The organism is Pseudomonas sp. Larv2_ips, from assembly GCF_963879675.1.
GTDB lineage: Bacteria > Pseudomonadota > Gammaproteobacteria > Pseudomonadales > Pseudomonadaceae > Aquipseudomonas.
This window is the reverse complement of record NZ_CAWOAW010000027.1, coordinates 1,100,034-1,123,450: the sequence shown is the minus strand read 5'-3', so window position 1 is coordinate 1,123,450 and position 23,417 is coordinate 1,100,034. Positions and strand designations below refer to the sequence as shown.

The following is a 23,417-nucleotide window of genomic DNA, read 5'->3' as shown; positions in this document are numbered from 1 at the left end:
ATTACTCGTCAGCGCCCTTGTCGATCACTTTACGACCACGGTATACGCCTTCTGGCGATACGTGGTGACGCAGGTGAATTTCACCGGTGGTTTTTTCTACAGACAGAGTGCTTGCCGTCAGGGCATCGTGCGAACGACGCATGTCACGGGCAGAGCGGGATTTTTTGTTCTGCTGAACAGCCATAATTGATTAACTCCTAAACGTTTGGGTCACGCTTTAACTGCGCCAATACACTGAACGGGTTGGACCGCGTTACCTCGTCCTCGCTCGGCTCGGCCTCGTCATCGAGACCCTCCGGCTGCTGGCATTCTTCCGGATGATGAGCAGGCACAATGGGCAAGGCGAGCAAAAGCTCCTCCTCGATCAGTGCATGCAGATCCAAAGGATCTTCGCCCAGTTCCAGCACGTCATAACCTTTCGGCAACGACTGGGTATTCGCACCCTCCTTCACCACAGCGTAACTGCATTCGCTGTGAATCGGCAGGGTGACCAGCTCAAGACAACGCTGGCAAACCATTTTGACTTCGGTGTCGATAAAACTGTGGATTACCACAGACTTACGTTCATCTCGTTCAAAAACAAATTTGGCCTGCACCGTACCGACAGTGTCGGAAAGCGGGTCGCAGAGTCTCTCCAAATCGGCCAGCAGCAATTCACCTTGAAGGGAAGTGCCACGATCTGCCAATTTGCGCGGGTCAACGTGAGGTGGAATCGGGTCATTCAACATAGGCGCAGCATTATAGGGATGCACCCAGCCATGTCAAAGGAAATTCAGCCCTGTGCGTCAGCCGGTCACCCCGCTAGAATCCCCGGCTGCTCTTAGGAGACGCCTATGCTGCCTTTATTACTTGCATCCAGCTCGGTTTATCGCCGGGAATTGCTGAGCCGCCTGCACCTGCCGTTCATCTGCAGCTCGCCGGATATCGACGAAAGCCACCGTGAAAATGAATCCGCCATCGAGCTGGTCAAGCGCCTGGCCGAACAGAAAGCTCGCGCCCTCGCCAGCAGCCATCCAGGGCATTTGATCATTGGTTCCGATCAGGTCGCCGCTCTGGAAGGCCGCATCATCGGCAAGCCCCATACCTTCGAGAACGCGCGCGCACAACTGCTGGCAGCGAGCGGCAAGCGAGTCAGCTTCCTTACCGGGCTGGCGCTGCTGAACAGCCAGACCGGGCACTGCCAGGTCGACTGCGTACCGTTTACGGTGCACATGCGCGAACTGAGCGCTGAACGCATCGAGCGCTACCTTCGGATCGAGCAACCTTATGACTGCGCCGGCAGCTTCAAGGCCGAAGGGCTGGGCGTGAGCTTGTTCCAAAGCACCGAAGGGCCGGATGCGACCAGCCTGATCGGCCTGCCACTGATTCGCCTGGTGGATATGCTGCTGGCTGAAGGCGTGCACATCCCTTAAGCCCAGCACAAAACCAATGTGGGAGCGGGCTTGCCTGCGATGCAGACACCTCGGAACATCAGTCGCACCGAGATGACGCTATCGCGGGCCAGCCAGCTCCCACATGTTGAACCCTGTCGCTTTCGAGGTATCAGCGCAGCGTCGGGCCCTGGAAGCCCATGTACATCGCCAGCTTCTCGGCCACGCTGGCGCCCAGTTTCTTGGAGAAGCGATCAAACGGCGATTCCTCAACGGTGAAATCCACCAATTCCTTCTCGCCAATCACATCCCGCGCCACCGAACTGGCACTGCCCAGCCCATCGATCAAGCCCAGCGGCAACGCCTGCTCACCCGACCACACCAGCCCGGAGAACAGCTCCGGATGGTCTTTGTCCTTCAGACGATCGCCACGCCCCTGCTTCACGCTGGCAATGAACTGACGGTGAGTGGTATCGAGCACGCCCTGCCAGAACTGAGTCTCATCGGCTTTTTGCGGCTGGAACGGGTCGAGGAACGCTTTGTGCTCACCCGAGGTGTAAGTGCGACGCTCAACCCCCAGCTTCTCCATGGTGCCGACGAAGCCGTAACCGGCCGCCGTCACGCCAATGGAGCCGACCAGGCTGGCCTTGTCGGCGTAGATCTGGTCAGCGGCGCTGGCGATGTAATAGGCGCCCGAGGCGCCCAGGTCGGAAATCACCGCATACAACTTGATATCCGGGTGCAGGCCGCGCAGACGGCGAATTTCGTCATACACATAACCCGACTGCACCGGGCTGCCACCTGGGCTGTTGATGCGCAGGATCACGCCCTTGACCTTCGGGTCTTCAAACGCCGCGCGCAGGCTGCTGACAATGTTGTCGGCGCTGGCGGACTCTTTGTCGGCGATCACGCCACGCACTTCGATCAAGGCGGTGTAATTGCTGCCGCGGGTGGCGCTTTTTTCCATGTCCATCAGTGGACTGAACAGCACCAGCATCGCGAGCAGCCAGATAAAGGTCAGCAGCTTGAAGAAAATCCCCCAACGCCGCGCACGGCGCTGCTCCTGAACGCTGGCCAGGAGAGTCTTCTCCAGCAGCTTCCAGCTTTTATCATCACTGCTATCCGCCTTTTCCGGCGCCTTCCACTCGTCACTCATGCCATTAACCCCAGCAAAGACTTATTGGGCCCGGCTGAGCCAGGCCTGCAGTTCGGAAAAATGATCAATCGTCAGCCTCGGCTCGTACTGCTGCAAGGTCTCGGCAGCCTGAGCGCCGTAGCTGACCGCCACACTGTCCATGCCCGCATTGCGCGCCATCATCAGGTCGAAGGAGGCGTCACCCACCATCAACGCCTGGCGCGGCGACACACCGCAACGGGCAAGGATCTGCTCAAGCATCAGAGGATGAGGCTTGCTGGCGGTTTCATCCGCCGCCCGGGTGATGTCGAAATAATTTTCGAAGTTGTGCGCCTTAAGGACCCGATCCAACCCGCGACGGGCTTTGCCGGTGGCGACTGCCAAGTGATAACCCTGGGCACGAAAGGCCTCAAGCGATTGCACCACACCGTCGAACAGCGGCGAAGGCGTGGCCTCCAGCGCGATGTAGTGGTCGGCGTAGTGGTCGCGAAACGTCACCAGCTCAGCGTCACTGATCTGCGGGTACAAGGTACGGATGGCTTCAGGCAAGCCCAGGCCGATGATGCCTTTGACCGCGAGATCGGTGCACAACGCAAAGCCCGAGCGGGTTGAAGCTGCGTGCATTGATTCCACGATCCGCCCAATGGAATCGCACAGGGTGCCGTCCCAGTCAAAGATCAGCAGCTTGTAATCAAGGTGCGACACTCAAACGCTCCACGGTCTTGGCCCACATTTCGTCGACCGGCGCCTGCAGCTTCAGCTCACCGCCGTCAGGCAGCGGAACGGTCAGCATGTAGGCGTGAAGGAACAGGCGCTTGCCGCCCAGGTCGCGAATTTCCTTGGAGAAATCCTCGTCGCCGTACTTGGTGTCGCCGGCGATGCAGTGGCCTGCGTGCAGGGTATGCACACGAATCTGGTGAGTACGCCCGGTCACCGGCTTGGCCTCGACCATGGTGGCGAAGTCACCGAAACGGCGCAGCACTTTGAACAGGGTCAGGGCTTCTTTGCCCTCCTCGTCCACTTCGACCATACGCTCGCCGGAGCGCAGGTTGCTCTTCTGCAGCGGCGCACGAACGCTTTTGATCGAGCTCGCCCAGTTGCCACGCACCAGCGCCATATAGCGCTTGTCGACACCATCGCCACGCAGGGCGGTGTGCAGGTGGCGCAACATGCTGCGTTTTTTGGCGATCATCAGCAGACCAGAAGTGTCGCGGTCCAGGCGGTGGACCAACTCCAATTCCTTGGCATCCGGGCGCAACTGACGGAACGCTTCGATCACGCCGAAATTCAGGCCGCTGCCGCCGTGCACTGCAATGCCGCACGGTTTGTTGATCACGATCAGCTTGCTGTCTTCGAAGACAATTGAAGCCTCAAGGCGCTGCAGCAGGCCCTGGGCCAGCGGCACGGGCTCGTCACGCTCAGGCACGCGAACCGGCGGCACACGGACGATGTCGCCCGCCTGCAGCTTGTACTCGGGCTTGATGCGGCCTTTGTTCACGCGCACTTCGCCTTTACGCAAGATGCGGTAAATCAAGGTCTTGGGCACGCCTTTGAGCCTGGCCAGGAGAAAATTGTCGATGCGTTGGCCGGCATATTCCGGCGAGACCTCGAGCAGCTGGACGCTGGGGGTCTGGGGGGCGGTAGTCGTCATGGCGGCGATGATAACAATTTTTTATGGAATTGAAGCACTTAATCATTGCTGCTATAGTCGCGAACGCCGCCAAAAGCGGCCTGGACAGAGGACTTGCGGCAAACTGCCGGCCCTGACCATCGCAATTCATCAGGACGCGAGGCCGTCCTACGGGGCTTTTGCCACCTTGGAAGGCTCGAGATTGTAACAGGCGCAGGTGACATGAGGCCTGAAGCGAGTGCAGAAAGCAGAGTGAATACTCGCGTTCTGCGCCGATATTTACGGCCAGTTCACAAAGTGCAGTCAGTCTTGAGCCAGACCATGGCGAAAGCTTCGGAAACAACGCCTGTTAAGAGCTGAGTGAGAGCGCAGTCGCCCACACCTAGTCTTGTTTAGCCATGAGCGTGGACTCCCCATTGGAGAACACGGTAAATGCCAACCCGCTGCGGATTCTGCGCGCGGCAGCACCCGAATTATCAGGGATACGTGTAGGGTGGAGATGCACAACCGTCGGACCGTGTAGCACTAGGCTTATATTTAGACGCTTCATCTCGTCCACAGTCGCCGGTTGATTCCTCCTCCTGACCTTAGCTTTTGTTGAAGTGGTGCCTTTGTCACCGCCGCTAACAAGCAGGACGCGTCCGTCGCGATACCGGCCCAATTGGCTCGTTATTGCTGGACACTGGAGTGGCCAACCACTCTTGACGCACCTGACACCGACCGTGAGAAGTCGTGTGTGCCGAACGCCGTTTCCGGCAGCCCGGAAACCGACGGTACAACATGAAAAGAATGCTGATTAACGCAACTCAACCCGAAGAGTTGCGTGTTGCACTGGTAGATGGCCAACGCCTCTACGACCTGGACATCGAATCCGGTGCACGCGAGCAAAAGAAGGCCAACATCTATAAAGGCCGTATTACTCGCATCGAACCAAGCCTTGAGGCTGCCTTTGTCGATTTCGGCTCCGAGCGCCACGGCTTCCTGCCCCTCAAAGAAATCTCCCGCGAATACTTCAAGAAAGCCCCAGAAGGCCGCGTGAACATCAAGGACGTCCTGAGCGAAGGCCAGGAAGTCATCGTTCAGGTCGAAAAAGAAGAACGTGGCAACAAGGGCGCCGCCCTGACCACTTTCATCAGCCTGGCCGGCCGTTACCTGGTGCTGATGCCGAACAACCCACGTGCCGGCGGTATTTCCCGTCGCATCGAAGGCGAAGAGCGCAACGAACTGCGTGAAGCGCTGAACGGCTTGATTGCACCAGCCGACATGGGCCTGATCGTGCGCACTGCCGGCCTTGGCCGCAGCAGCGAAGAAATGCAGTGGGACCTCGACTACCTGCTGCAACTGTGGACCGCTATTAAAGAAGCGTCCCTGGATCGTTCCGCGCCGTTCCTGATCTACCAGGAAAGCAACGTGATCATCCGCGCCATCCGCGATTACCTGCGCCAGGACATCGGCGAAGTGCTGATCGACAGCGTTGAAGCCCAGGACGAAGCCCTGACCTTCATCCGCCAGGTAATGCCGCAGTACGCCAGCAAGATCAAGCTGTACGAAGACAGCGTTCCGCTGTTCAACCGCTTCCAGATCGAAAGCCAGATCGAGACCGCCTTCCAGCGCGTAGTCGAACTGCCTTCCGGTGGCTCCATTGTGATCGACCCGACCGAAGCCCTGGTGTCCATCGACATCAACTCGGCGCGTGCGACCAAAGGCAGCGACATCGAAGAAACCGCCCTGCAGACCAACCTGGAAGCGGCTGAAGAAATCGCCCGCCAACTGCGACTGCGTGACATCGGCGGCCTGATCGTGATCGACTTCATCGACATGACCCCGGCCAAGAACCAGCGCGCCGTGGAAGAAAAAGTCCGCGAATGCCTGGAAGCTGACCGTGCCCGCGTACAGGTCGGCCGCATCTCGCGCTTCGGCCTGCTGGAAATGTCCCGTCAGCGCCTGCGCCCATCCCTGGGCGAAAGCAGCGGCATCGTCTGCCCGCGTTGCAACGGCACCGGCATCATCCGTGACGTTGAATCGCTGTCCCTGGCGATCTTGCGCCTGATCGAAGAAGAAGCCCTGAAAGACCGCACCGCCGAAGTCCGCGCGCAAGTGCCGATCCCGGTTGCAGCGTTCCTGCTCAACGAAAAACGCAACTCGATCACCAAGATCGAACTGCGTACCCGTGCCCGTATCGTCATCCTGCCGAACGATCACCTCGAAACGCCGCACTTCGAAGTGCAGCGCCTGCGTGATGACAGCCCGGAAGCACACAGCGGCCAGTCCAGCTACGAAATCGCTGCTGCCGCGGCTGAAGTGGAAGAAGTCCAGCCAGCTGCCGCAACCCGCACCCTGGTTCGCCAGGAAGCTGCCGTGAAGACCGCACCGGCTCGTGCCAACGCACCGGTACCTGCCGAAGTAGCCGCCCCGGTTGCCGCGCCGGCCGCCCTGCCTGAGCCAAGCCTGTTCAAAGGCCTGGTGAAGTCGCTGGTCAGCCTGTTCGCCACCAAGGAAGAGCCAGTTGCTCCGGTAGTGGTTGAAAAACCTGCCACCGAGCGCCCGGCCCGTAACGAAGAACGTCGCAACGGTCGTCAGCAAAGCCGTAACCGCAACGGTCGCCGTGATGAAGAGCGCAAGCCTCGCGAGGAACGTGCTCCGCGTGAAGAACGCGCGCCACGTGAAGAGCGTGCACCTCGCGAAGCCCGCGAAGAAACCCCAGCCGTAGCCCGTGAAGAACGTGCACCGCGTGAAGAGCGCGCACCACGTACCCCACGCGCCCCTCGTGAAGACCGCAAGCCGCGTGGCGAGCGTGAAGAACGTGTGCGTGAACTGCGCGAGCCACTGGACGCAGCTCCAGCCGTGGCTGCCGAAGCGGCCAGCGAAGAACGCCCGGCTCGCCAGCCGCGTGAAGAGAGCGCCCCACGTGAAGAGCGCCAGCCGCGCCCACCGCGTGAAGAGCGTCAACCACGCGCCGAGCAAGCCGCTGCCGCCAGCGAAGAAGAAGTGCTGACGAGCGAAGAGCAACTGCAGGAAGACGGCCAGGACAACGCCGAAGGCGATCGTCCACGTCGCCGCTCCCGTGGCCAGCGTCGTCGCAGCAACCGTCGCGAGCGTCAACGTGACGCCAACGGCAATGTCATCGAAGGCTCGGAAGAGTCTGGCGAAAACGCAGAAGCCGCCACCGCCGAACCGACTGGCGCCGAACTGGCTGCCGGCCTGGCTGTGACAGCCGCCGTGGCCACCTCGGTCATCAGCGCACCTGCTGAGGCCCAGGCTCACGAGCAAGCTGAACGCGCTACTGCCGCCGTCGAAGACACCTCTGTTGTAGAAGCGCCAGTCGCTGAAACGCCAGCGGTTGAAGCGCCAGTGGTTGAGGCCCCGGCAGTTCAAACGCCGGTAGTTGAAGCTCCAGTCGTCGAAGCAACGACCCCGATCGAAGCCCCAGTGGTGCCGGAAGTGGAAGTTGCACCGGTACGCGAAGCTCAACCAGCAGTGGATGTCACCGCGGTCGAGCCTGCACCGGTAGTTGAGCCTCAGCCAGCGGTTGAAGCCGTGGTTGAAGCGCCGGCTGTCGAAGAGGCCGCCCCGGCAGTGCGTGAAGTTCGCGAAGAACAGACCGCCTTCCAGTGGACTGCCGAGCCAGCCGCTCCGGTTGAAGCGCCAACCCCTGCCCCTGTGGCAGAAGAAGCGCCAGCACCGGTTGCCGAAGTGGTTGAAGCCGCTCCGGTTGTGGTTGCCGAGCCTGCGCCAGTGGTTGAAGCGCCAGTGGTTGCCGAAGTTGCCGCCCCGGTGGTTGAAGCAGCCCCTGCCAGCGCACTGACCGAAAATGGCCGCGCGCCGAACGACCCACGTGAAGTGCGTCGCCGCCGCAAGGAAGCTGAGGCCGCCGCCGCTGCAGCCGCTGCCGCACCGGCTGCTGCCGAAGTAGTCGAGGCGCCAGCCCCGGCTGCCGCGGAGCACGCCCCAAAGGCTTTGGAAGCAGAACACGAGCCTAAACCTCTCGTCTGATTCCATCAGCCACTAAAAAGCCCCGCCTGAGTGATCAGGCGGGGCTTTTTTATGGGCGATTGATTTGAGACCTGCGCAGATTGACTGACATCCAGCATTCGCGAGCAAGCCCGCCGCCACATTCAGTCGGCGTTAAAATTCAGCCTCTGTGGCAGGTCCACATCCCAAAGCACACCCGGATCATTGACGTGAACCTGCGCCACCTTCGCCTGAGCGAACAGAGGCTTGGCGCCACGATCCCCAGTCAACGCCATCAGGCCTGGCCCGAACGCACGACCAAACGCCACAGGATGGCCGCACGTTCCCGCATGCACCGGCACGCTGATACCCTCCTCCTGCAGCGCGTCCAGCACCTGCTCGATGCTCGATGCTTGAATAAACGGCATGTCGCCCAATACCACCAACCAGCCGTCTGCCGCGCCACTGGCCGCAACCACCGCAGCAAGGCTGTCGCCCATGCCGGCGGAATGCAGCAACAGGACTTCACAGCCGTAAGCCTGTGCCAGGCGAATCACCTCCAACCGGTCCGGCGAAGTCACCACCCAGCGCTTTACAACACGCGCAGGCAAATTCACAAGCACCTGCTCGATCACCGGCCGTGTCACACCATCGCGGCCCACGCAATCGGCCAGCAACTTGTCTTTATCTGGCCCCGCCTCAGCGCGGAAACGACTGCCCTGCCCTGCCGCCAGCACAATCGCGACAACCGTCATGGGGCCGCTACCGGCAACGGCTTTTTCTGCAGTGTTGCCACGCCGTTCTTGATCGCAACGATTTCGGCCATCAACGACAACGCAATTTCCGACGGTGTATGACTGCCGATATGCAAACCGATCGGCCCATGCAAGCGGGCAATGGCTTGCGTCGAGAGGCCCAGCGCCGCCAGGTTCTCTCGGCGCTTCTGGCTGTTGACCCGCGAACCAAGGGCGCCAATGTAGAACGCTGTGGAATTGAGCGCCGTCAGCAGCGCCATGTCATCCAGGCGTGGATCGTGGGTCAGACAGACGATGGCAGTGCGTTCATCGGTCTGGATATTGAGCACCGCTTCATCCGGCATGCCCGGCACAAAGCGGCCGTGCTGCTCTTCCCAGCCATAGACGAATTCTTCACGCGGGTCGCAGATCAGCACTTCGAAATCCAGCAACCGTGCCATCTCAGCCACGTAGCGTGACAACTGGCCCGCACCGATCAGCAACAAACGCCAACGGGGGCCATAGATTGCACGCAGGCGTTCGCCATCGAAGGTCACGGCATCGGTCTTGCTCGCACCGCTCAAGTTCACCGCGCCAGTGGCCAGGTCCAACTCGCGCGCAACGATTTCATGCGCCTCACACCGCGCCAGCAATTCGGCGACCCAAGCCCAGCTGTCCACGCGCTCTTCTGTCAGGCGTAATGTCCCGCCGCAAGGCAAGCCAAAACGCGCAGCCTCATCCCGGGTGACGCCGTAGGTCACCAGTTGCACCGGCGGCGCATCGTCCGGCAAGCGACCGTCCTGCAAGCGCGCGATCAAGTCATCCTCGATGCAGCCACCGGACACCGACCCAATCACGACACCGTCGCCCCGCAAGGCCAACATCGCCCCAGGCGGGCGCGGCGCACTGCCCCAGGTCTGGACCACGCTGTAAAGCACCACTCGGTGCCCAGCGCGGCGCCAATCGAGCACGCTGCGCAAGACATTCAGATCCACACTGTCCATCGAAACTCCTGCAAGCGATTGCAGCGCAAACATGCGGCTGGCTAATGGGTTTTAGAGCGGACACCCCGGCGCGAGTTTCATCAGCATAGTCCGGCCAGGGCCAACAAACGCCGGTAGATACCCGCCTCATCGCGGTTTGATGAAGTGATTGCTGACTGTAAATCAAAAGAACCGAAAAGTGACCCCGCAGAAACGCAAACGCCCCGATCAAGTCGGGGCGTTTGCAGAGCGTCTGACGCGATTCACGCCTTCGGCATGTTACTTGACCGCAGGAGCAGGGCCTTCAGCCACGCCCAGGTCATCTTCCGGACGGGTGTCGGAGATGCCAGTGCCGCCGGACGCCAGCTCGCTGTGCAGCTTGTCGGTGTCCAGTTCCTTGACCCACTTGGCCACAACGATGGTGGCAACGGCGTTACCGACCAGGTTGGTCAGTGCGCGGGCTTCGGACATGAAGCGGTCGATACCCAGGATCAGCGCCAGGCCGGCAACCGGCAGGTGGCCAACAGCCGACAGGGTGGCCGCCAGCACAATGAAGCCCGAACCGGTCACGCCTGCAGCGCCTTTGGAGGACAGCAGCAGCACCAGCAGCAAGGTGATCTGGTGGGTGATGTCCATGTGGGTGTCGGTCGCCTGAGCGATGAACACGGCCGCCATGGTCAGGTAGATCGAGGTGCCGTCGAGGTTGAAGGAGTAGCCGGTCGGAATCACCAGGCCTACTACGGATTTCTTCGCGCCCAGACGCTCCATCTTGATCAGCATGCGTGGCAGTGCCGATTCCGAGGAGGAAGTCCCCAGTACGATCAACAGCTCTTCACGGATGTAGCGAACCAGCTTCAACACGCTGAAACCGTGTGCGCGGCAGATGGCGCCCAGCACCACGACCACAAACAGGACGCAGGTGATGTAGAAGCAGATCATCAGCTGACCCAGCTGAACCAGCGAGCCTACACCGTAGGCACCGATGGTGAACGCCATGGCGCCCAGGGCACCCAGTGGCGCGAGCTTCATGATCATGTTGATGATGTTGAACATCACGTGCGCGAAGCGATCGATGAAGTCCAGCACCGGCTTGCCGTAGGCACCCAGGCGGTGCAGGGCGAAACCGAAGATCACCGAGAACATCAGCACTTGCAGGATATCGCCGTTGGCGAAAGCGCCGACGATGGTGTTCGGGATCACGTTAAGGATGAAGCCAACCACGCTCTGGTCTGCACCGGCAGTCACGTAGGCCGCGACTTTGGAGGCGTCCAGGGTAGCCACGTCGATGTGCATGCCGGCGCCCGGTTGCACGACGTTAACCACGACCAGACCGATCAACAGGGCGATGGTGGAAACAACTTCGAAGTACAGCAGCGCGTAGCCACCGGTTTTGCCAACCGATTTCATGCTTTGCATGCCAGCGATGCCGCTGACAACGGTGCAGAAGATGATCGGGGCGATGACCATTTTGATCAGCTTGATGAAGCCGTCACCCAGTGGCTTGAGCGCCACGCCGGTCTGCGGGTAGAAGTGACCGAGCAAAATACCGATAACGATTGCAACGATCACCTGGAAATACAGGGATTTGTACAGTGGCTGACGAGTCGTCATTGCAAAGTTCCTCAATCGCACCGTGTGGCAAATATCCGCCATTGCCCACGACACTTGAATTGCGAACCCTCCTGCACTGGAGGGATTTGTTGTTTGCGAGGTCCGTTGAAACCGGCCTGCGCTGTTCTCTGTATCGCAAACGCCGTGCCACATCGCTTAAAAACGCTGAAGGCCTTTAGACATCAGGGCTGGGGGCACGGCGACGGCCCTGCACACCTTGGGAGATGTGGCGGAATTCCGCCAGGCCACCCGGTCTCGTCCTACAATTTGGCGGATATCCGCCTTGTCGCCCCTCCCGGTGATGGCTAACATCCGCCACTCCATGGACGAGGCCCTCACATGCGTGAACGTACCATCGCCAGCCACTACGCCCGAGCCGCCCTCGGTGGTGCGCGCCGGGCGGGCTACGACTGCTCGGGCCTGCTGCTGCAGGTGGGCATCACCCCAGAGCTGTTGACCGAACCCCGCGCCCGCATCGCCCCCGAGCAATTTACCCGGCTGTTGCAGATGTTGTGGCTGGCGCTGGACGACGAATACCTGGGGTTCGCCGAAGGTCCGAGCAAGCGCGGCACTTTCGCCATGATGTGCCACGCGCTGATTCACTGCCGCACCCTGGAGAAGGCTCTGGAACGCGGCTTATTATTTTATAGCCTATTCCCACAGGGTCCGCGCTGGCAGCTGACGAGAGAAGGCGACATGGCCCGGCTGAGCCTGGACGATTCGCAGTTGTGGGACCCGGATCACTTCCTCAGTGAATGCCTGCTGGTGATCTGGCATCGCCTGGGCAGTTGGTTGATCGGCCAGCGTATCCGCCTGCAACAGGCAACGTTCAGCTACCCGATGCCGGCCCATGCCGGCGAATATGACCTGCTCTTTCCCTGCCCTCAGGTATTCGGCGCGCCACACAGCAGCCTGGTGTTTCCCAGCCGCTACTTGAGCTTGCCGCTGCTGCAGGACGAACGCACCCTCAAGCATTTTCTTGAGCGCTCCCCCGCCGACCTGCTGTCGCGGCCGGATGAAGGCGACAGCCTGAGCAGCCAGCTGCGCCGCTTGTTGAGCCGTGACCGCACGCCCTGGCCGGACCTCGAAGCGGTCGCGCAGCACCTACACATCAGCCCTCAAACCCTGCGCAGGCATTTACGTGAGGAAGGCACCAGCTTTCAGGCGCTCAAGGATGAATTGCGACGGGACATTGCCATCTATCACTTGGGACGGGCCGATTTGTCTTTGCAGGAGATTGCCGAGCAGCTGGGGTTTTCTGAGCCGTCGGCGTTTCATCGGGCGTTCAAGAAGTGGACGGGCTTGACGCCTGGGGCGTATCGGGCGCAGGAGAGTTAGCGGTGTGTGCCATTGCCGGCCCCTTCGCGAGCAAGCCCGCTCCCACATTCGACCGCATTCCTACAGGATAAACGCGGTTAAATGTGGGAGCGGGCTTGCTCGCGAAGGGGCCAGTGGAGTCAACAGAGATCACAAGGCCGGAAAGTGAATCTTGAACGCCGCGCCGCCCAATGGTGAGTCGCCCAAGGTCAGCCGCGCGCTGTAGCTTTCGATAATGTCCTTGACCACCGCCAGACCGATGCCCTGCCCCGGATGCTGGCGGTCCAGCCGCTCGCCCCTTTGCAGGATCCGCGCACGCTGATCAGGTGGCACGCCCGGCCCGTCATCTTCAATGCACAACTCGGTGCCTTCGAGGCTTTCTGTCAGGCTGATGCGCACTTCGCTCAGGCACAGGCGATAGGCGTTTTCCAGCAAGTTGCCGAGCATTTCGAGCAACGCGCCCTTCTCGATCGGCACATCGCATTCGGCCGGCAACTCAAAGGTCACCGTCACGCGTTTATCGCGATAGACCTTGTCCAGCGTGTCGCACAAGCTTTGCAATACCGGCTCAAGGCGCACCTGGTGGCGCACCAGGCCGCTTTTACGCAGGCTGGCACGCTGCAGCTGGTAGCCGATCTGCTGGCTCATCCGTTCGATCTGCGATTGCAATACCCAGGCCTGGCCGCGATCTTCCGGGCGCTGCGCCATGTCCTCACTCACACCCTGCAACACGGCCAGCGGCGTTTTCAGGCTATGGGCCAAGTCGTCGAGGGAATCGCGGTAGCGCGCCCGTTGTTCACGCTCGCTGTGCAGCAACCGGTTGAGAGAGCCCGTCAGACGCAGCAATTCACGGGGATGCTCCTCGGAAAGGCTTTCGCGGGTGCCGCCTTCGATCTGGTCAAGTTCCTGGCTCAGGCGCCGCAGCGCCTGCAGGCCCCACGTCAGGCCCAGCCACAGCAACGTCAGCAACACCAGCAAGGCCGCGCCGAACCCCAAATAAAGGTTTTCCCGCAGGCCTTCAAGGGTCAGCTGGTATTCGCGCACCGGCTGCAGGGCCACGATACTGAACGCCGCGCTCTTGCCGCCCAGCAGCTTGACCTCGACGTCATACACGAAAAATTCCTGACCATTGGCTTCGCGAATGCGCGCGAACTCGTTACCGCGCCCGTCGTAGCGCGGCTTGTAGTTGATATTTTCTTCCTGAGTAGCGCGTGAGCGCCATACCAGATGGCCTTCACGGTCGTAGATATAGCCAAGCAGACGGCTATCGGTGAGGTTGAAACGTTCGTCCGGCAACTGCGCCGGCATCAGCAGGCGGTTGTTTTCGACGCGCGCAGCGGAAATCAGAGTGGTGACGTCCGACGCCAGGCGCTGCTCGATGGAATCCTGCAGCGCCAGGCTGAACGCCCCTTGCATGGCGGGCAATAAGCCCAGCATAAACAACACGGCTAGGGTGGTGGCCGCCAGCATCAAGCGCACACGTAACGAGCGTATCAACGGCAGCGCTCATTAAACAGGTAACCCAGACCCCGCACGGTGTCGATCGGCTTGAACCCCGCCGGCCCTTCCAGCTTGCGGCGCAGGCGGCCGACCAGCACTTCGATCACGTTTGGATCACGCTCGTCGTCATCGGGATAAAGCTGCTCCATCAAGCGGTCCTTGGCGACGACTTGCTGATGGTGGCGCATCAAGTATTCGAGAATCCGATACTCATAGGCGGTCAGCGCCAGCGGCTGCTCATCCAGGGATGCTTGCTTGCGATTGAGGTCCAGCAGCAAGGGCCCGGCAACAATGGTCGACTGGGTGAACCCGCTGGAGCGGCGCAGCAAGGCGTTCATCCGCGCCTCCAGCTCTTCGAACTGGAACGGCTTGACCACATAGTCGTCAGCGCCGGCCGCCAAGCCTTCGACCTTGTCCTGCCAGTTGCCGCGGGCGGTGAGGATCAGGATCGGGAAGGTCTTGGCCTGGCTGCGCAGTTGGCGGATCAGGTCCAGGCCGCCCATGCCGGGCAGGCCCAGGTCGATGATGGCCAGGTCATGGTTGAATTGCCCGGTCTGGTACAGGGCTTCCTCGGCATTGGCCACGGCCTCGACCACGTGCCCGCTGTCGGTCAGGCGGGTGAACAGGTGATGACGCAACAGCGCCTCATCTTCCACGACCAGCAATTTCATAAGGCTCTCCAAGGCAATTCAACTGTCCGACAGGGGGATATCATAGCGGCCCTGCAAGTCTTGCGGGCGCAGTTTAATGCCATTGTATTGGCCCGTCAGGTGTTCGTAACCGGTGCGGTAGGCAGGTTGCGCGGCGCTCAGGCCCAGGGACTGGCCCCACGGCGCGGCCTGGGTGCCCGCGTCTTCGAAGCTGACACGATGGATCAGGTTGCTGGACTTTTTGGTTTTCTCGCCACCAAATGCCGCAAATGCACCGTCCGACGCCTGGACGCCGGCAGTGGCACTGAGCATGGTTAACGCCAACATCAGCTTTTTGATCGCAGTCATGGTGCTTACCTCTACGCGTTTTGGCTGTTGAGCCCAGACTACGCAGGCGCCCCTGAACTCCCCCTGAACGGGCTCTGAACCGGGCCTGAACCGTGACGGGCTATCCACTGGCGCGCCAACTGACGCAAAATACCGCGCATGACGCCTCTACCCGCTTGCTGCACCCCACTTGATGCCCATTGGCCGCTGCCCGCTCCGTTGCCGGGCACGGTGTTTCTGAGCACCCGTTTCGATCCGGCCTTATTAGCTGCCGGTGATTTCCAGCGTTGCGCGGTGCCGCCTCCGGCCAGCATCCAGCGCTCGGTGGCCAAGCGCCAGGCGGAGTTTCTCGCCGGCCGCCTGTGCGCCCGCGCGGCACTGCAACAACTCGATCACCTCGATTGCGTGCCGCCCATCGGCGAAGACCGTGCGCCGGTGTGGCCTGAACACATCAGCGGCTCAATCACCCACAGCACCGGGCACGCTGCGGCGATTGTCGGGCACAAAGCGCAATGGCGTGGGCTGGGGATGGATCTGGAGAATGTGCTGGCCCTGGACCGGGCCGAACGCCTGGCCGGGGAGATTCTGACGGCTGAAGAAATGCAGCGCATGGCAAGCGTGCCGCGCGAGCAGGTTGCCTTGTTGGTGACGCTGACGTTTTCGGCCAAGGAAAGTCTGTTCAAGGCGCTCTACCCGATCGTGCAGAAGCGCTTTTACTTCGAACATGCCGAGGTGGTGGAGTGGTCAGCAGCCGGGCATGTGCGGTTGCGGTTGCTAACCGACCTGTCGGCTGAGTGGTGCCACGGCACAGAGCTGGAGGGGCAGTTTGGGGTGGACGGGGAGCAGTTGTTGAGCCTGGTGGCCATCCGGGCCTGATCTACCGCCATCGCAGGCAAACCAGCTCCCACTTTTTTGCATGCATTCCCCCTGTGAGAGCTGGCTTGCCTGCGATAGCGATCTCAAGCCTTCTCCTGATCCCGTGGCCAGCTCAAACTGAAACACGCCCCGCCCAGGTTGTTGCTCTTGCTGATCAACGCCCGCCCGCCGTGCCAATAGATGATCCGCCGCACAATCGACAACCCCAGGCCGTGCCCGCCCGAGGCGCGGGTGCGGCTGTCGTCCAGGCGCAGAAACGGCGTGAAAATGCGCTCCCAGGCGCTTTCCGGCACACCGGGGCCGTCGTCTTCCACATCGATGCGGCACCGCACCTGGCCGACCTGGTAGCTGATCAACACCTCGCCCTGGGCGTGGCGCATCGCATTGCTCACCAGGTTTTGCACGGCGCGGTGCAGGTAGCGCGGTTCGGCATCGACCCAGGCATCGTCCCAATGCGCCGACGACAAGCAAATACCGCGGGCCACGTTGACCTGAGGGCGCAGTGGCGACAATTCGCCGATCACCTGATCGAGCAACGCGCTGAGGTCGACCCGCTGGAAATTCAGCTCCGGCGCGCCCTGCTCCAGGCGCGCGTAGGTGAGCATTTCGTCAACCAGGCCATCCAGGTCTTGAATGTCGCTGTCCATGCCATCCATGTATTTGCGCCGCGCCTCGGGGCCGGCGGCGCCGCCGATCATCTCCAGGCCAAAGCGCAGGCGTGCCACCGGAGTGCGCAATTCGTGGGACACCGCCCGCACCAGCTCACGCTGAATCGCCAGTAACTGCTGCAAGTGCTCGGCCATGCCATTAAAGGCCGCCGCCAGCCGCCCCACCGAGTCGGCGCCGCGTGCCGGCACGCGGACCTCCAGATTGCCTTTAGCAATACGTGTGGCCGCCGCTTCCAGCCCCTTGAGCCGCCGCTCGAGCTGGCGCACCAATAAATACACGATCAAGCCGATCAGGGTCAGGCTGATCAAGGCGATCAGGATCAGCCACTGCGGCGGGTAAGGGTTCATTTGGTACAGCGGGCCGATTTCCAGTACCCATGGCGTCCCGACCATGCCGGCAAACACGCGGATCGAATCGCCGCCCTTGCCCAAGGCCATCACCGTATCGCCTTCCGACACCCGGCGACGCTGATCGTCGTCCATGTCCGCTTGATCCAGGGTCATCAGGTGCATGTCAAAACCAAAACCTTTGGCTTGCTTGATGTCGGCCAGCTTTTGCGGTTGCTCGGCGACCGGGAAGCGCACCAGTTCGTCCGCCAACAGGTAAATCGTCGCGCGGGCCAATTGCTCGCTGATCTGTTGCACTTCGCCGGTGAGTACCAGCTGTTCCTGCTCGCTGACCAGGCGCAGCACCCGCGCGGCATGCGGCCCGGTCTGCTCGACCAGCACCTGGCCGCGTTGCAGGCGGTTGCGTTGGCTCAGGTCCAGTTGCGCGTCGGTGAGTGTGCGCAACTCCAGGGGAATGCCCAGCAAACGCTCCCACACCGCAAGGGCGCGCTGGCGTTCGATGGCGCTCATGGGCTGCAGGTTGTCGCCCATCAACGCGAAGGTGCCGTGGGCCAGGCGTTCACGGTATTGACCGCTGCGCACTTCATTGAGCAGGTGCAGAGCCAGTACGCCCAGCAGCGCGACCAGGATCAGCGCCGCGCACATGCCGCCATAGATGCGCAGGAAGATCGAGTTCACAGCGGCATATCGGCAGCGGCTTCGGGGACGAACAGGTAGCCTTTGCTGCGGATGGTCTTGATCAGGCGCGGATGGATCGGGTCGTCGCCGATTTTGGGGCGAATGCGTGAGATGCGCACATCGATGGAGCGGTCCTGGCCGTCATAGCCGATGCCGCGCAAGGCGATGAAGATTTCCTCGCGCGACAGGATGCGCCCGGCATTCGCCACCAGTAGCCATAACAGGTCGAATTCGGCACTGGTCAACTCGATACCGCCTTCGTGCAGCCAGGCTTCGCGCAGGGCGTTGTCCACCACCAAAGGGCCAAATTGCAGGCGACGCTGGTTTTCCACGGCAATCGGCAAGGCCGGCTCACTGCGCCGCAGCAGGGCCTGGATACGCGCCAGCAACAGTCGCGGGCGCACGGGTTTGCACACGTAATCATCGGCGCCCATGTCCAGGCCCTGCACCTGGTCCATGTCATCGGTGCGTGCAGTGAGCATCAGGATCACACCGTCATAGCGCTCGCGCACGCTGCGGCAGATGCTCAGGCCATCTTCGCCGGGCAGCATCAGGTCGAGGATGACCAGGTCGGGCTGTTCGGCAATGATGCGTGCCGCCGCCAGGGCGCCGTCGCTTTCCACCGCCACCCGCAGGCCGTTGCTCTCCAAATAATCACGGGTCAACTCGGCCAATCGCTCGTCGTCCTCGACGATCAATATCTGCCAGGCTTCTTGCTCCATGCGCTACCTCGGTTCTAATTATTGTCATCTACGGGGCACACACTACTGCCTCTATTGAAGGCCGATTGTAGCCATGCGCCAGCCCTCTGGCACAAGCCGGGAAATCCATTCGGTGATCACGTTTTTTTGTGGTAGGGTTCGCGCCCTCAAAATTCCAATCAGCTGTTTTTACCTTGGAATATTCGGTGACAAACGGCGCGATCCAGTAGTACTGCGGCCTACACGGGCGTTCTACGTTTCATACACATTTTACCCACAGCGTTATCCACAGGTAGTGCGTTGCTAAGCCCCCCAAAACGCATTATCTTGTACCTCGGCGCTAAAAAAACCCTACATGTAGGGTTTTAAGCGAAAAAACCAAACACAGATCAGACAAGAAACTCAAGCGCTTTCTTGCTCCCGTTTGGTTGGAACCAACGCATTTTCTAAAAGCCCAAACCGCGCACGCGGATGGCAGCCGTTTTCCAGCCTCCAGGGCAGAAAGCGGTACGGGTGTTGCAGTGCTTGAAGCGAGCAACTGTCACCCACCAGGAATACGGCGAAGGGCGCCTCAAGGCCCGAACCGAAGACTTCGGCATGGAAGCGGCGCGATGAGCTCCCTTCCTCCTGTCCCGAAGTTGTTATGCCAGGCCCAGGCCTGCTGTAAGTGCTTCAGGACGGAACGGTGGGCACCGTGATGGTGCCCAAATAAATATAGAATGTGGAGACAACCCCCCATGCAAACCGACACAACTCGCGAGAACCCGCAGGGCTCCGTGCCGCAGGCCGCTGATTCGAATATGGATCTGTCCGCCACTGCACCTGGCCAACTGCGAGTGATCAAGCGTAACGGCACTGTCGTTCCTTACACCGATGACAAAATCACCGTCGCCATCACCAAAGCGTTTCTTGCAGTTGAAGGCGGCACCGCTGCTGCCTCGTCGCGCATCCATGACACCGTTGCCCGCCTGACCGAACAAGTCACCGCAACCTTCAAGCGTCGCATGCCCTCGGGCGGCACCATCCACATCGAAGAAATCCAGGACCAGGTCGAACTGGCCCTGATGCGTGCCGGCGAGCAGAAAGTTGCCCGCGACTACGTGATCTACCGTGACTCGCGCGCCAAGGAACGCGCGGTACGCACCCCGGCTGAAGAAGCTGCCGTGCAAGCTCACCCGTCGATCCGCATCACCCTGGCTGACGGCACATTTGCACCGCTGGACCTGGGCCGCCTGAACACCATCATCACCGAGGCCTGCGAAGGCCTGGAAGAAGTCGACGGTGACCTGATCCAGCGCGAAACCCTGAAGAACCTGTACGACGGCGTGGCCCTGACCGACGTCAACACCGCCCTGGTGATGACCGCCCGTACCCTGGTTGAACGTGAGCCGAACTACTCGTTCGTGACCGCGCGCCTGCTGATGGACACCCTGCGTGCCGAAGGCCTGGGCTTCCTGAAAGTCGCCGACAGCGCCACCCACCACGAGATGGCTGACCTGTACGCCAAGGCCCTGCCTGCCTACATCGCCAAGGGTATCGAATTCGAATTGCTGAACCCGATCCTGGCCACCTTCGACCTGGAAAAACTCGGCAAGGCGATTAACCACGAGCGCGATCAGCAGTTCACCTACCTGGGCCTGCAGACCCTGTACGACCGTTACTTCATCCACAAGGACGGTATCCGTTTCGAACTGCCGCAAGTGTTCTTCATGCGCGTGGCCATGGGCCTGGCGATCGAAGAGAAGCACAAAGAAGACCGCGCCATCGAGTTCTACAACCTGTTGTCGTCCTTCGACTACATGTCGTCGACCCCAACCCTGTTCAACGCCGGCACCCTGCGTCCACAGCTGTCGAGCTGCTACCTGACCACCGTGCCGGATGACCTGTCGGGCATCTACCACGCGATCCACGACAACGCCATGTTGTCCAAATTCGCCGGCGGCCTGGGCAACGACTGGACCCCTGTGCGTGCACTGGGTTCGTACATCAAGGGCACCAACGGCAAGTCCCAGGGCGTTGTACCGTTCCTGAAAGTGGTGAACGACACCGCTGTAGCCGTGAACCAGGGTGGCAAGCGCAAAGGCGCTGTGTGTGCCTACCTGGAAACCTGGCACATGGACATTGAAGAGTTCATCGAGCTGCGCAAGAACACCGGTGATGACCGTCGTCGTACCCACGACATGAACACCGCCAACTGGATCCCTGACCTGTTCATGAAGCGTGTCTTCGATGACGGCCCATGGACCCTGTTCTCGCCATCCGAAGTGCCAGACCTGCACGACCTGACCGGCAAGGCCTTCGAAGAGCGTTACGAGTACTACGAAGCCCTGTCCCAGTACCCAGGCAAGATCAAGCTGTTCAAGACCATCCAGGCCAAAGACCTGTGGCGCAAAATGCTGTCCATGCTGTTTGAAACCGGCCACCCATGGCTGACCTTCAAAGACCCGTGCAACCTGCGCAGCCCGCAGCAGCACGTGGGCGTGGTCCACAGCTCGAACCTGTGCACCGAGATCACCTTGAACACCAACAAGGACGAGATCGCCGTTTGCAACCTGGGCTCGATCAACCTGCCGAACCACATCGTCAACGGCAAGCTGGACACCGCCAAGCTGGAACGCACCGTGAACACCGCCGTTCGCATGCTCGATAACGTTATCGACATCAACTACTACTCGGTACCACAGGCTCAGAACTCCAACTTCAAGCACCGCCCGGTCGGCCTGGGCATCATGGGCTTCCAGGACGCGCTGTACCTGCAGCACATTCCTTACGGTTCGGACGCTGCGGTCGAGTTCGCCGACAAGTCGATGGAAGCGGTCAGCTACTACGCGATCCAGGCTTCCTGCGACCTGGCCGACGAGCGCGGTGCCTACGAGACGTTCCAGGGTTCGCTGTGGTCCAAAGGCATCCTGCCGCTGGATTCGCAACAGATCCTGATCGAGCAGCGTGGCCAGAAGTACATCGACGTTGACCTGAACGAATCCCTGGACTGGGCGCCGGTACGTGCCCGTGTACAGAAAGGCATTCGTAACTCCAACATCATGGCCATCGCACCGACCGCCACCATCGCCAACATCACTGGCGTGTCGCAGTCGATCGAACCGACCTACCAGAACCTCTATGTGAAATCGAACCTGTCGGGCGAATTCACCGTGATCAACCCGTACCTGGTTCGCGACCTGAAAGCTCGCGGCCTGTGGGACTCGGTCATGATCAACGACCTGAAGTACTACGACGGTTCCGTGCAGCAGATCGAGCGCATCCCGCAAGAACTCAAAGAGCTCTACGCAACTGCGTTCGAAGTGGACACCAAGTGGATCGTTGACGCGGCCAGCCGTCGTCAGAAGTGGATCGACCAGGCGCAGTCGCTGAACCTGTACATCGCCGGCGCTTCGGGCAAGAAGCTGGACGTGACCTACCGCATGGCCTGGTACCGTGGTCTGAAAACCACTTACTACCTCCGTGCCCTGGCCGCGACCAGCACCGAGAAGTCGACCATCAACACCGGTAAGCTGAACGCTGTTTCCAGCGGCGGCAACCACGGTGATGATTCGGTTCTCGCAGCACCAGCCGGTCCAGCGCCAGTGCCTAAGGCCTGCGCGATTGATGAGCCGGATTGCGAAGCTTGCCAATAAGCTGAGCTGATCCCGGGCTTGATTGCCCGGGATTGAAAAAAACCGATAGACCCTGCTGCAATGGGTTTATCGGTTTTTTTGTTTTTACGCTAAACGAATTCGTAGGCGTTGCCTTCCTGGGGAGCGCCGCCTCGCCCTCCCCACAACTCTACGCGACCGCCAATCACCGCCATTGAATGGCCGCCATAATCCACCACGCCCAGTGCGCCGCTTGCCAGCGCTGAACTCGAAGAGTCTTTATAGAGACCATTCAATCCAAGCCGGTCCAGCGCCTCTCGCCCCATCTCGCCATTGTTCAAGCTTTGCATCGCATGCGCGAAACTCTGCCTGGCGACCTCGGGGTCGTCATCAAAACCATTCCCTTCCATCTGTGCACGCTTGGCACTTACGGCGTACATAAAGTTGGCGTCGGTCATCATCGAGGGATTATCCCCCTTGAACTGTGCGTAGCTGGCGGCGTGCCTCAGTTCAGCTTTGGATAAATCCAGTTCGAAGCCATCGCGCATCTTGACGTGATAGCCACCAGCGGTCTCATGCACCTCAGCGAAAACATCAGTGGGCTTCTGCCCAAACTTCATCATCGCCCCCTTTATCGCGGCAACCGTGACGCAATTACCATCGGGCCCCTGGCTGAATCCACTCCAGATATTGTCCGGTTTCTTGCCCGGGTTACTTGCGTCCGGCTTGTAGTTGAAATGCTTGGAGCCTTCGGTAATCGGCAGATTACTCATGGGCTCACTGCCGCCAAAATCGCTTGGACTAACCCGACCGCCATCACCGCCACCGCCGCCGCCACCACCGCGGTCTGGCGAGGGTGTTGGTGAAGGTGCTGGAGACGGAGTTGGCTCATCTGCAAACAGCTCTGGAAACAGCCTCTTCAACAGCGCAAGAAAATCTGTAACCGCCTCCCGCTTCAACTGCTCAAGGATCGCTTTGAATTTTTCCTCTCCCAGCGCGTTTCGCTTTTCATTGAGCTTGTCGCGCAGGTCCTGGACAGTCTGGTTTTTGGCGGTTTTTTCGGCGTCATCCAACTGCCTGAGAAGCTGCGTGACCGCGTCTTTATCGGCATCGACCGCATCCCGGCTGCCCTCTGACCGGCTGACTCCACTCAGGTACTGCCCCGCCCACCCCACGCCATAACGCACAACTCCAGCCCCCTGGCCGGACATCGACGAACTTCCCATACCGAGCCACCTTGTGATCGAACACGTTGAGGCTTGATGAGTGGGAAGAACCGTGTGGCCGGTTCCAACATGGGCCTGTCGGCTGTGATCAGGCCAGAGGTGGGAATATTCCCCGATGC

At 60.7% G+C, this 23,417-nt stretch carries 19 protein-coding genes; 5 read left to right on the top strand and 14 right to left on the bottom strand.

Going from position 1 to position 23,417, the window contains the following annotated elements; translation table 11 throughout:
• Position 1 precedes the first annotated feature (1 nt).
• Both rpmF and AACV02_RS22025 read right to left on the bottom strand, forming a co-directional pair.
• Entirely contained in the window at positions 2–184 is a 183-nt protein-coding gene (gene rpmF / locus AACV02_RS22030) for a 50S ribosomal protein L32 (RefSeq protein WP_008152339.1), read from the bottom strand.
• 13 nt (positions 185–197) lie between these two features.
• Complete coding sequence (locus AACV02_RS22025) at positions 198–728, bottom strand: YceD family protein (RefSeq protein ID WP_032886799.1); 531 nt, start codon at positions 726–728, stop codon at positions 198–200.
• 105 nt (positions 729–833) lie between these two features.
• Here AACV02_RS22025 and AACV02_RS22020 point away from each other — a divergent pair, with 105 nt between their 5' ends.
• Positions 834–1,412, top strand: a complete 579-nt coding sequence (locus tag AACV02_RS22020; protein WP_119741989.1) for a Maf family protein — start codon at positions 834–836, stop codon at positions 1,410–1,412.
• A gap of 130 nt (positions 1,413–1,542) precedes the next feature.
• Here AACV02_RS22020 and AACV02_RS22015 read toward each other — a convergent pair whose 3' ends face one another.
• From AACV02_RS22015 to rluC, 3 genes are read right to left on the bottom strand one after another with little or no spacing between them, the layout of a single operon-like run.
• Positions 1,543–2,526 (bottom strand): S49 family peptidase, encoded by a 984-nt coding sequence (locus AACV02_RS22015; protein ID WP_106576151.1) that lies wholly within the window; start codon positions 2,524–2,526, stop codon positions 1,543–1,545.
• A gap of 21 nt (positions 2,527–2,547) precedes the next feature.
• Positions 2,548–3,210: an HAD-IA family hydrolase gene (locus tag AACV02_RS22010; protein WP_119741987.1), complete on the bottom strand. Its 663-nt coding sequence runs from the start codon at positions 3,208–3,210 to the stop codon at positions 2,548–2,550.
• The gene (rluC, locus tag AACV02_RS22005) at positions 3,197–4,156 is read right to left on the bottom strand and encodes a 23S rRNA pseudouridine(955/2504/2580) synthase RluC (RefSeq protein ID WP_058427510.1); all 960 of its coding nucleotides are present in this window, start codon (positions 4,154–4,156) and stop codon (positions 3,197–3,199) included. The genes AACV02_RS22010 and rluC overlap by 14 nt, the downstream gene beginning before the upstream one ends.
• Positions 4,157–4,915: 759 nt before the next feature.
• On the opposite strand from rluC, the gene rne reads away from it, so the two are divergent.
• Entirely contained in the window at positions 4,916–8,128 is a 3,213-nt protein-coding gene (gene rne, locus AACV02_RS22000) for a ribonuclease E (protein WP_372239733.1), read from the top strand.
• A 122-nt stretch (positions 8,129–8,250) separates the two neighbouring features.
• On the opposite strand, the gene AACV02_RS21995 is transcribed toward rne, so the two are convergent.
• From AACV02_RS21995 to AACV02_RS21985, 3 genes are all read right to left on the bottom strand, one after another.
• Positions 8,251–8,841 (bottom strand): nucleotidyltransferase family protein, encoded by a 591-nt coding sequence (locus AACV02_RS21995; RefSeq protein WP_106576146.1) that lies wholly within the window; start codon positions 8,839–8,841, stop codon positions 8,251–8,253.
• Positions 8,838–9,824: an XdhC family protein gene (locus AACV02_RS21990; protein WP_119741983.1), complete on the bottom strand. Its 987-nt coding sequence runs from the start codon at positions 9,822–9,824 to the stop codon at positions 8,838–8,840. The genes AACV02_RS21995 and AACV02_RS21990 overlap by 4 nt, the downstream gene beginning before the upstream one ends.
• A gap of 258 nt (positions 9,825–10,082) precedes the next feature.
• Entirely contained in the window at positions 10,083–11,414 is a 1,332-nt protein-coding gene (locus tag AACV02_RS21985; RefSeq protein ID WP_106576144.1) for a dicarboxylate/amino acid:cation symporter, read from the bottom strand.
• 339 nt (positions 11,415–11,753) lie between these two features.
• On the opposite strand from AACV02_RS21985, the gene AACV02_RS21980 reads away from it, so the two are divergent.
• The gene (locus AACV02_RS21980; RefSeq protein WP_119741981.1) at positions 11,754–12,752 is read left to right on the top strand and encodes an AraC family transcriptional regulator; all 999 of its coding nucleotides are present in this window, start codon (positions 11,754–11,756) and stop codon (positions 12,750–12,752) included.
• 129 nt (positions 12,753–12,881) lie between these two features.
• On the opposite strand, the gene AACV02_RS21975 is transcribed toward AACV02_RS21980, so the two are convergent.
• The 3 genes from AACV02_RS21975 to AACV02_RS21965 are packed head-to-tail and all read right to left on the bottom strand — an operon-like array spanning position 12,882 to position 15,229.
• Positions 12,882–14,228 carry an ATP-binding protein gene (locus tag AACV02_RS21975; protein ID WP_106576142.1) on the bottom strand — a complete coding sequence of 449 codons (1,347 nt, stop codon included), beginning with the start codon at positions 14,226–14,228 and terminating at the stop codon, positions 12,882–12,884.
• Positions 14,225–14,902, bottom strand: coding sequence for a response regulator (locus tag AACV02_RS21970; protein WP_017138377.1), 678 nt, complete (start codon positions 14,900–14,902; stop codon positions 14,225–14,227). Before AACV02_RS21970 ends, AACV02_RS21975 begins: the two co-directional genes overlap by 4 nt.
• 18 nt (positions 14,903–14,920) lie before the next feature.
• Positions 14,921–15,229: a hypothetical protein gene (locus AACV02_RS21965; protein ID WP_119741979.1), complete on the bottom strand. Its 309-nt coding sequence runs from the start codon at positions 15,227–15,229 to the stop codon at positions 14,921–14,923.
• A gap of 138 nt (positions 15,230–15,367) precedes the next feature.
• On the opposite strand from AACV02_RS21965, the gene AACV02_RS21960 reads away from it, so the two are divergent.
• A complete protein-coding gene (locus tag AACV02_RS21960) occupies positions 15,368–16,084 on the top strand; it encodes a 4'-phosphopantetheinyl transferase family protein (RefSeq protein WP_119741977.1) in 717 nt (238 codons plus the stop codon).
• An 83-nt stretch (positions 16,085–16,167) separates the two neighbouring features.
• Here the strand turns inward: AACV02_RS21960 and AACV02_RS21955 are convergent, their stop codons facing one another.
• A complete protein-coding gene (locus tag AACV02_RS21955) occupies positions 16,168–17,778 on the bottom strand; it encodes an ATP-binding protein (RefSeq protein ID WP_119741975.1) in 1,611 nt (536 codons plus the stop codon).
• Positions 17,775–18,500 carry a response regulator gene (locus AACV02_RS21950; RefSeq protein ID WP_106576138.1) on the bottom strand — a complete coding sequence of 242 codons (726 nt, stop codon included), beginning with the start codon at positions 18,498–18,500 and terminating at the stop codon, positions 17,775–17,777. Before AACV02_RS21950 ends, AACV02_RS21955 begins: the two co-directional genes overlap by 4 nt.
• Before the next feature lie 716 nt (positions 18,501–19,216).
• Here AACV02_RS21950 and AACV02_RS21945 point away from each other — a divergent pair.
• On the top strand, positions 19,217–22,114 hold the full coding sequence (locus AACV02_RS21945) for a ribonucleoside-diphosphate reductase subunit alpha (RefSeq protein ID WP_106576137.1): 2,898 nt from the start codon (positions 19,217–19,219) through the stop codon (positions 22,112–22,114).
• Between the two features lie 89 nt (positions 22,115–22,203).
• Here AACV02_RS21945 and AACV02_RS21940 read toward each other — a convergent pair whose 3' ends face one another.
• Positions 22,204–23,298, bottom strand: a complete 1,095-nt coding sequence (locus AACV02_RS21940; RefSeq protein WP_177413707.1) for a hypothetical protein — start codon at positions 23,296–23,298, stop codon at positions 22,204–22,206.
• Between the last annotated feature and the right edge of the window lie 119 nt (positions 23,299–23,417).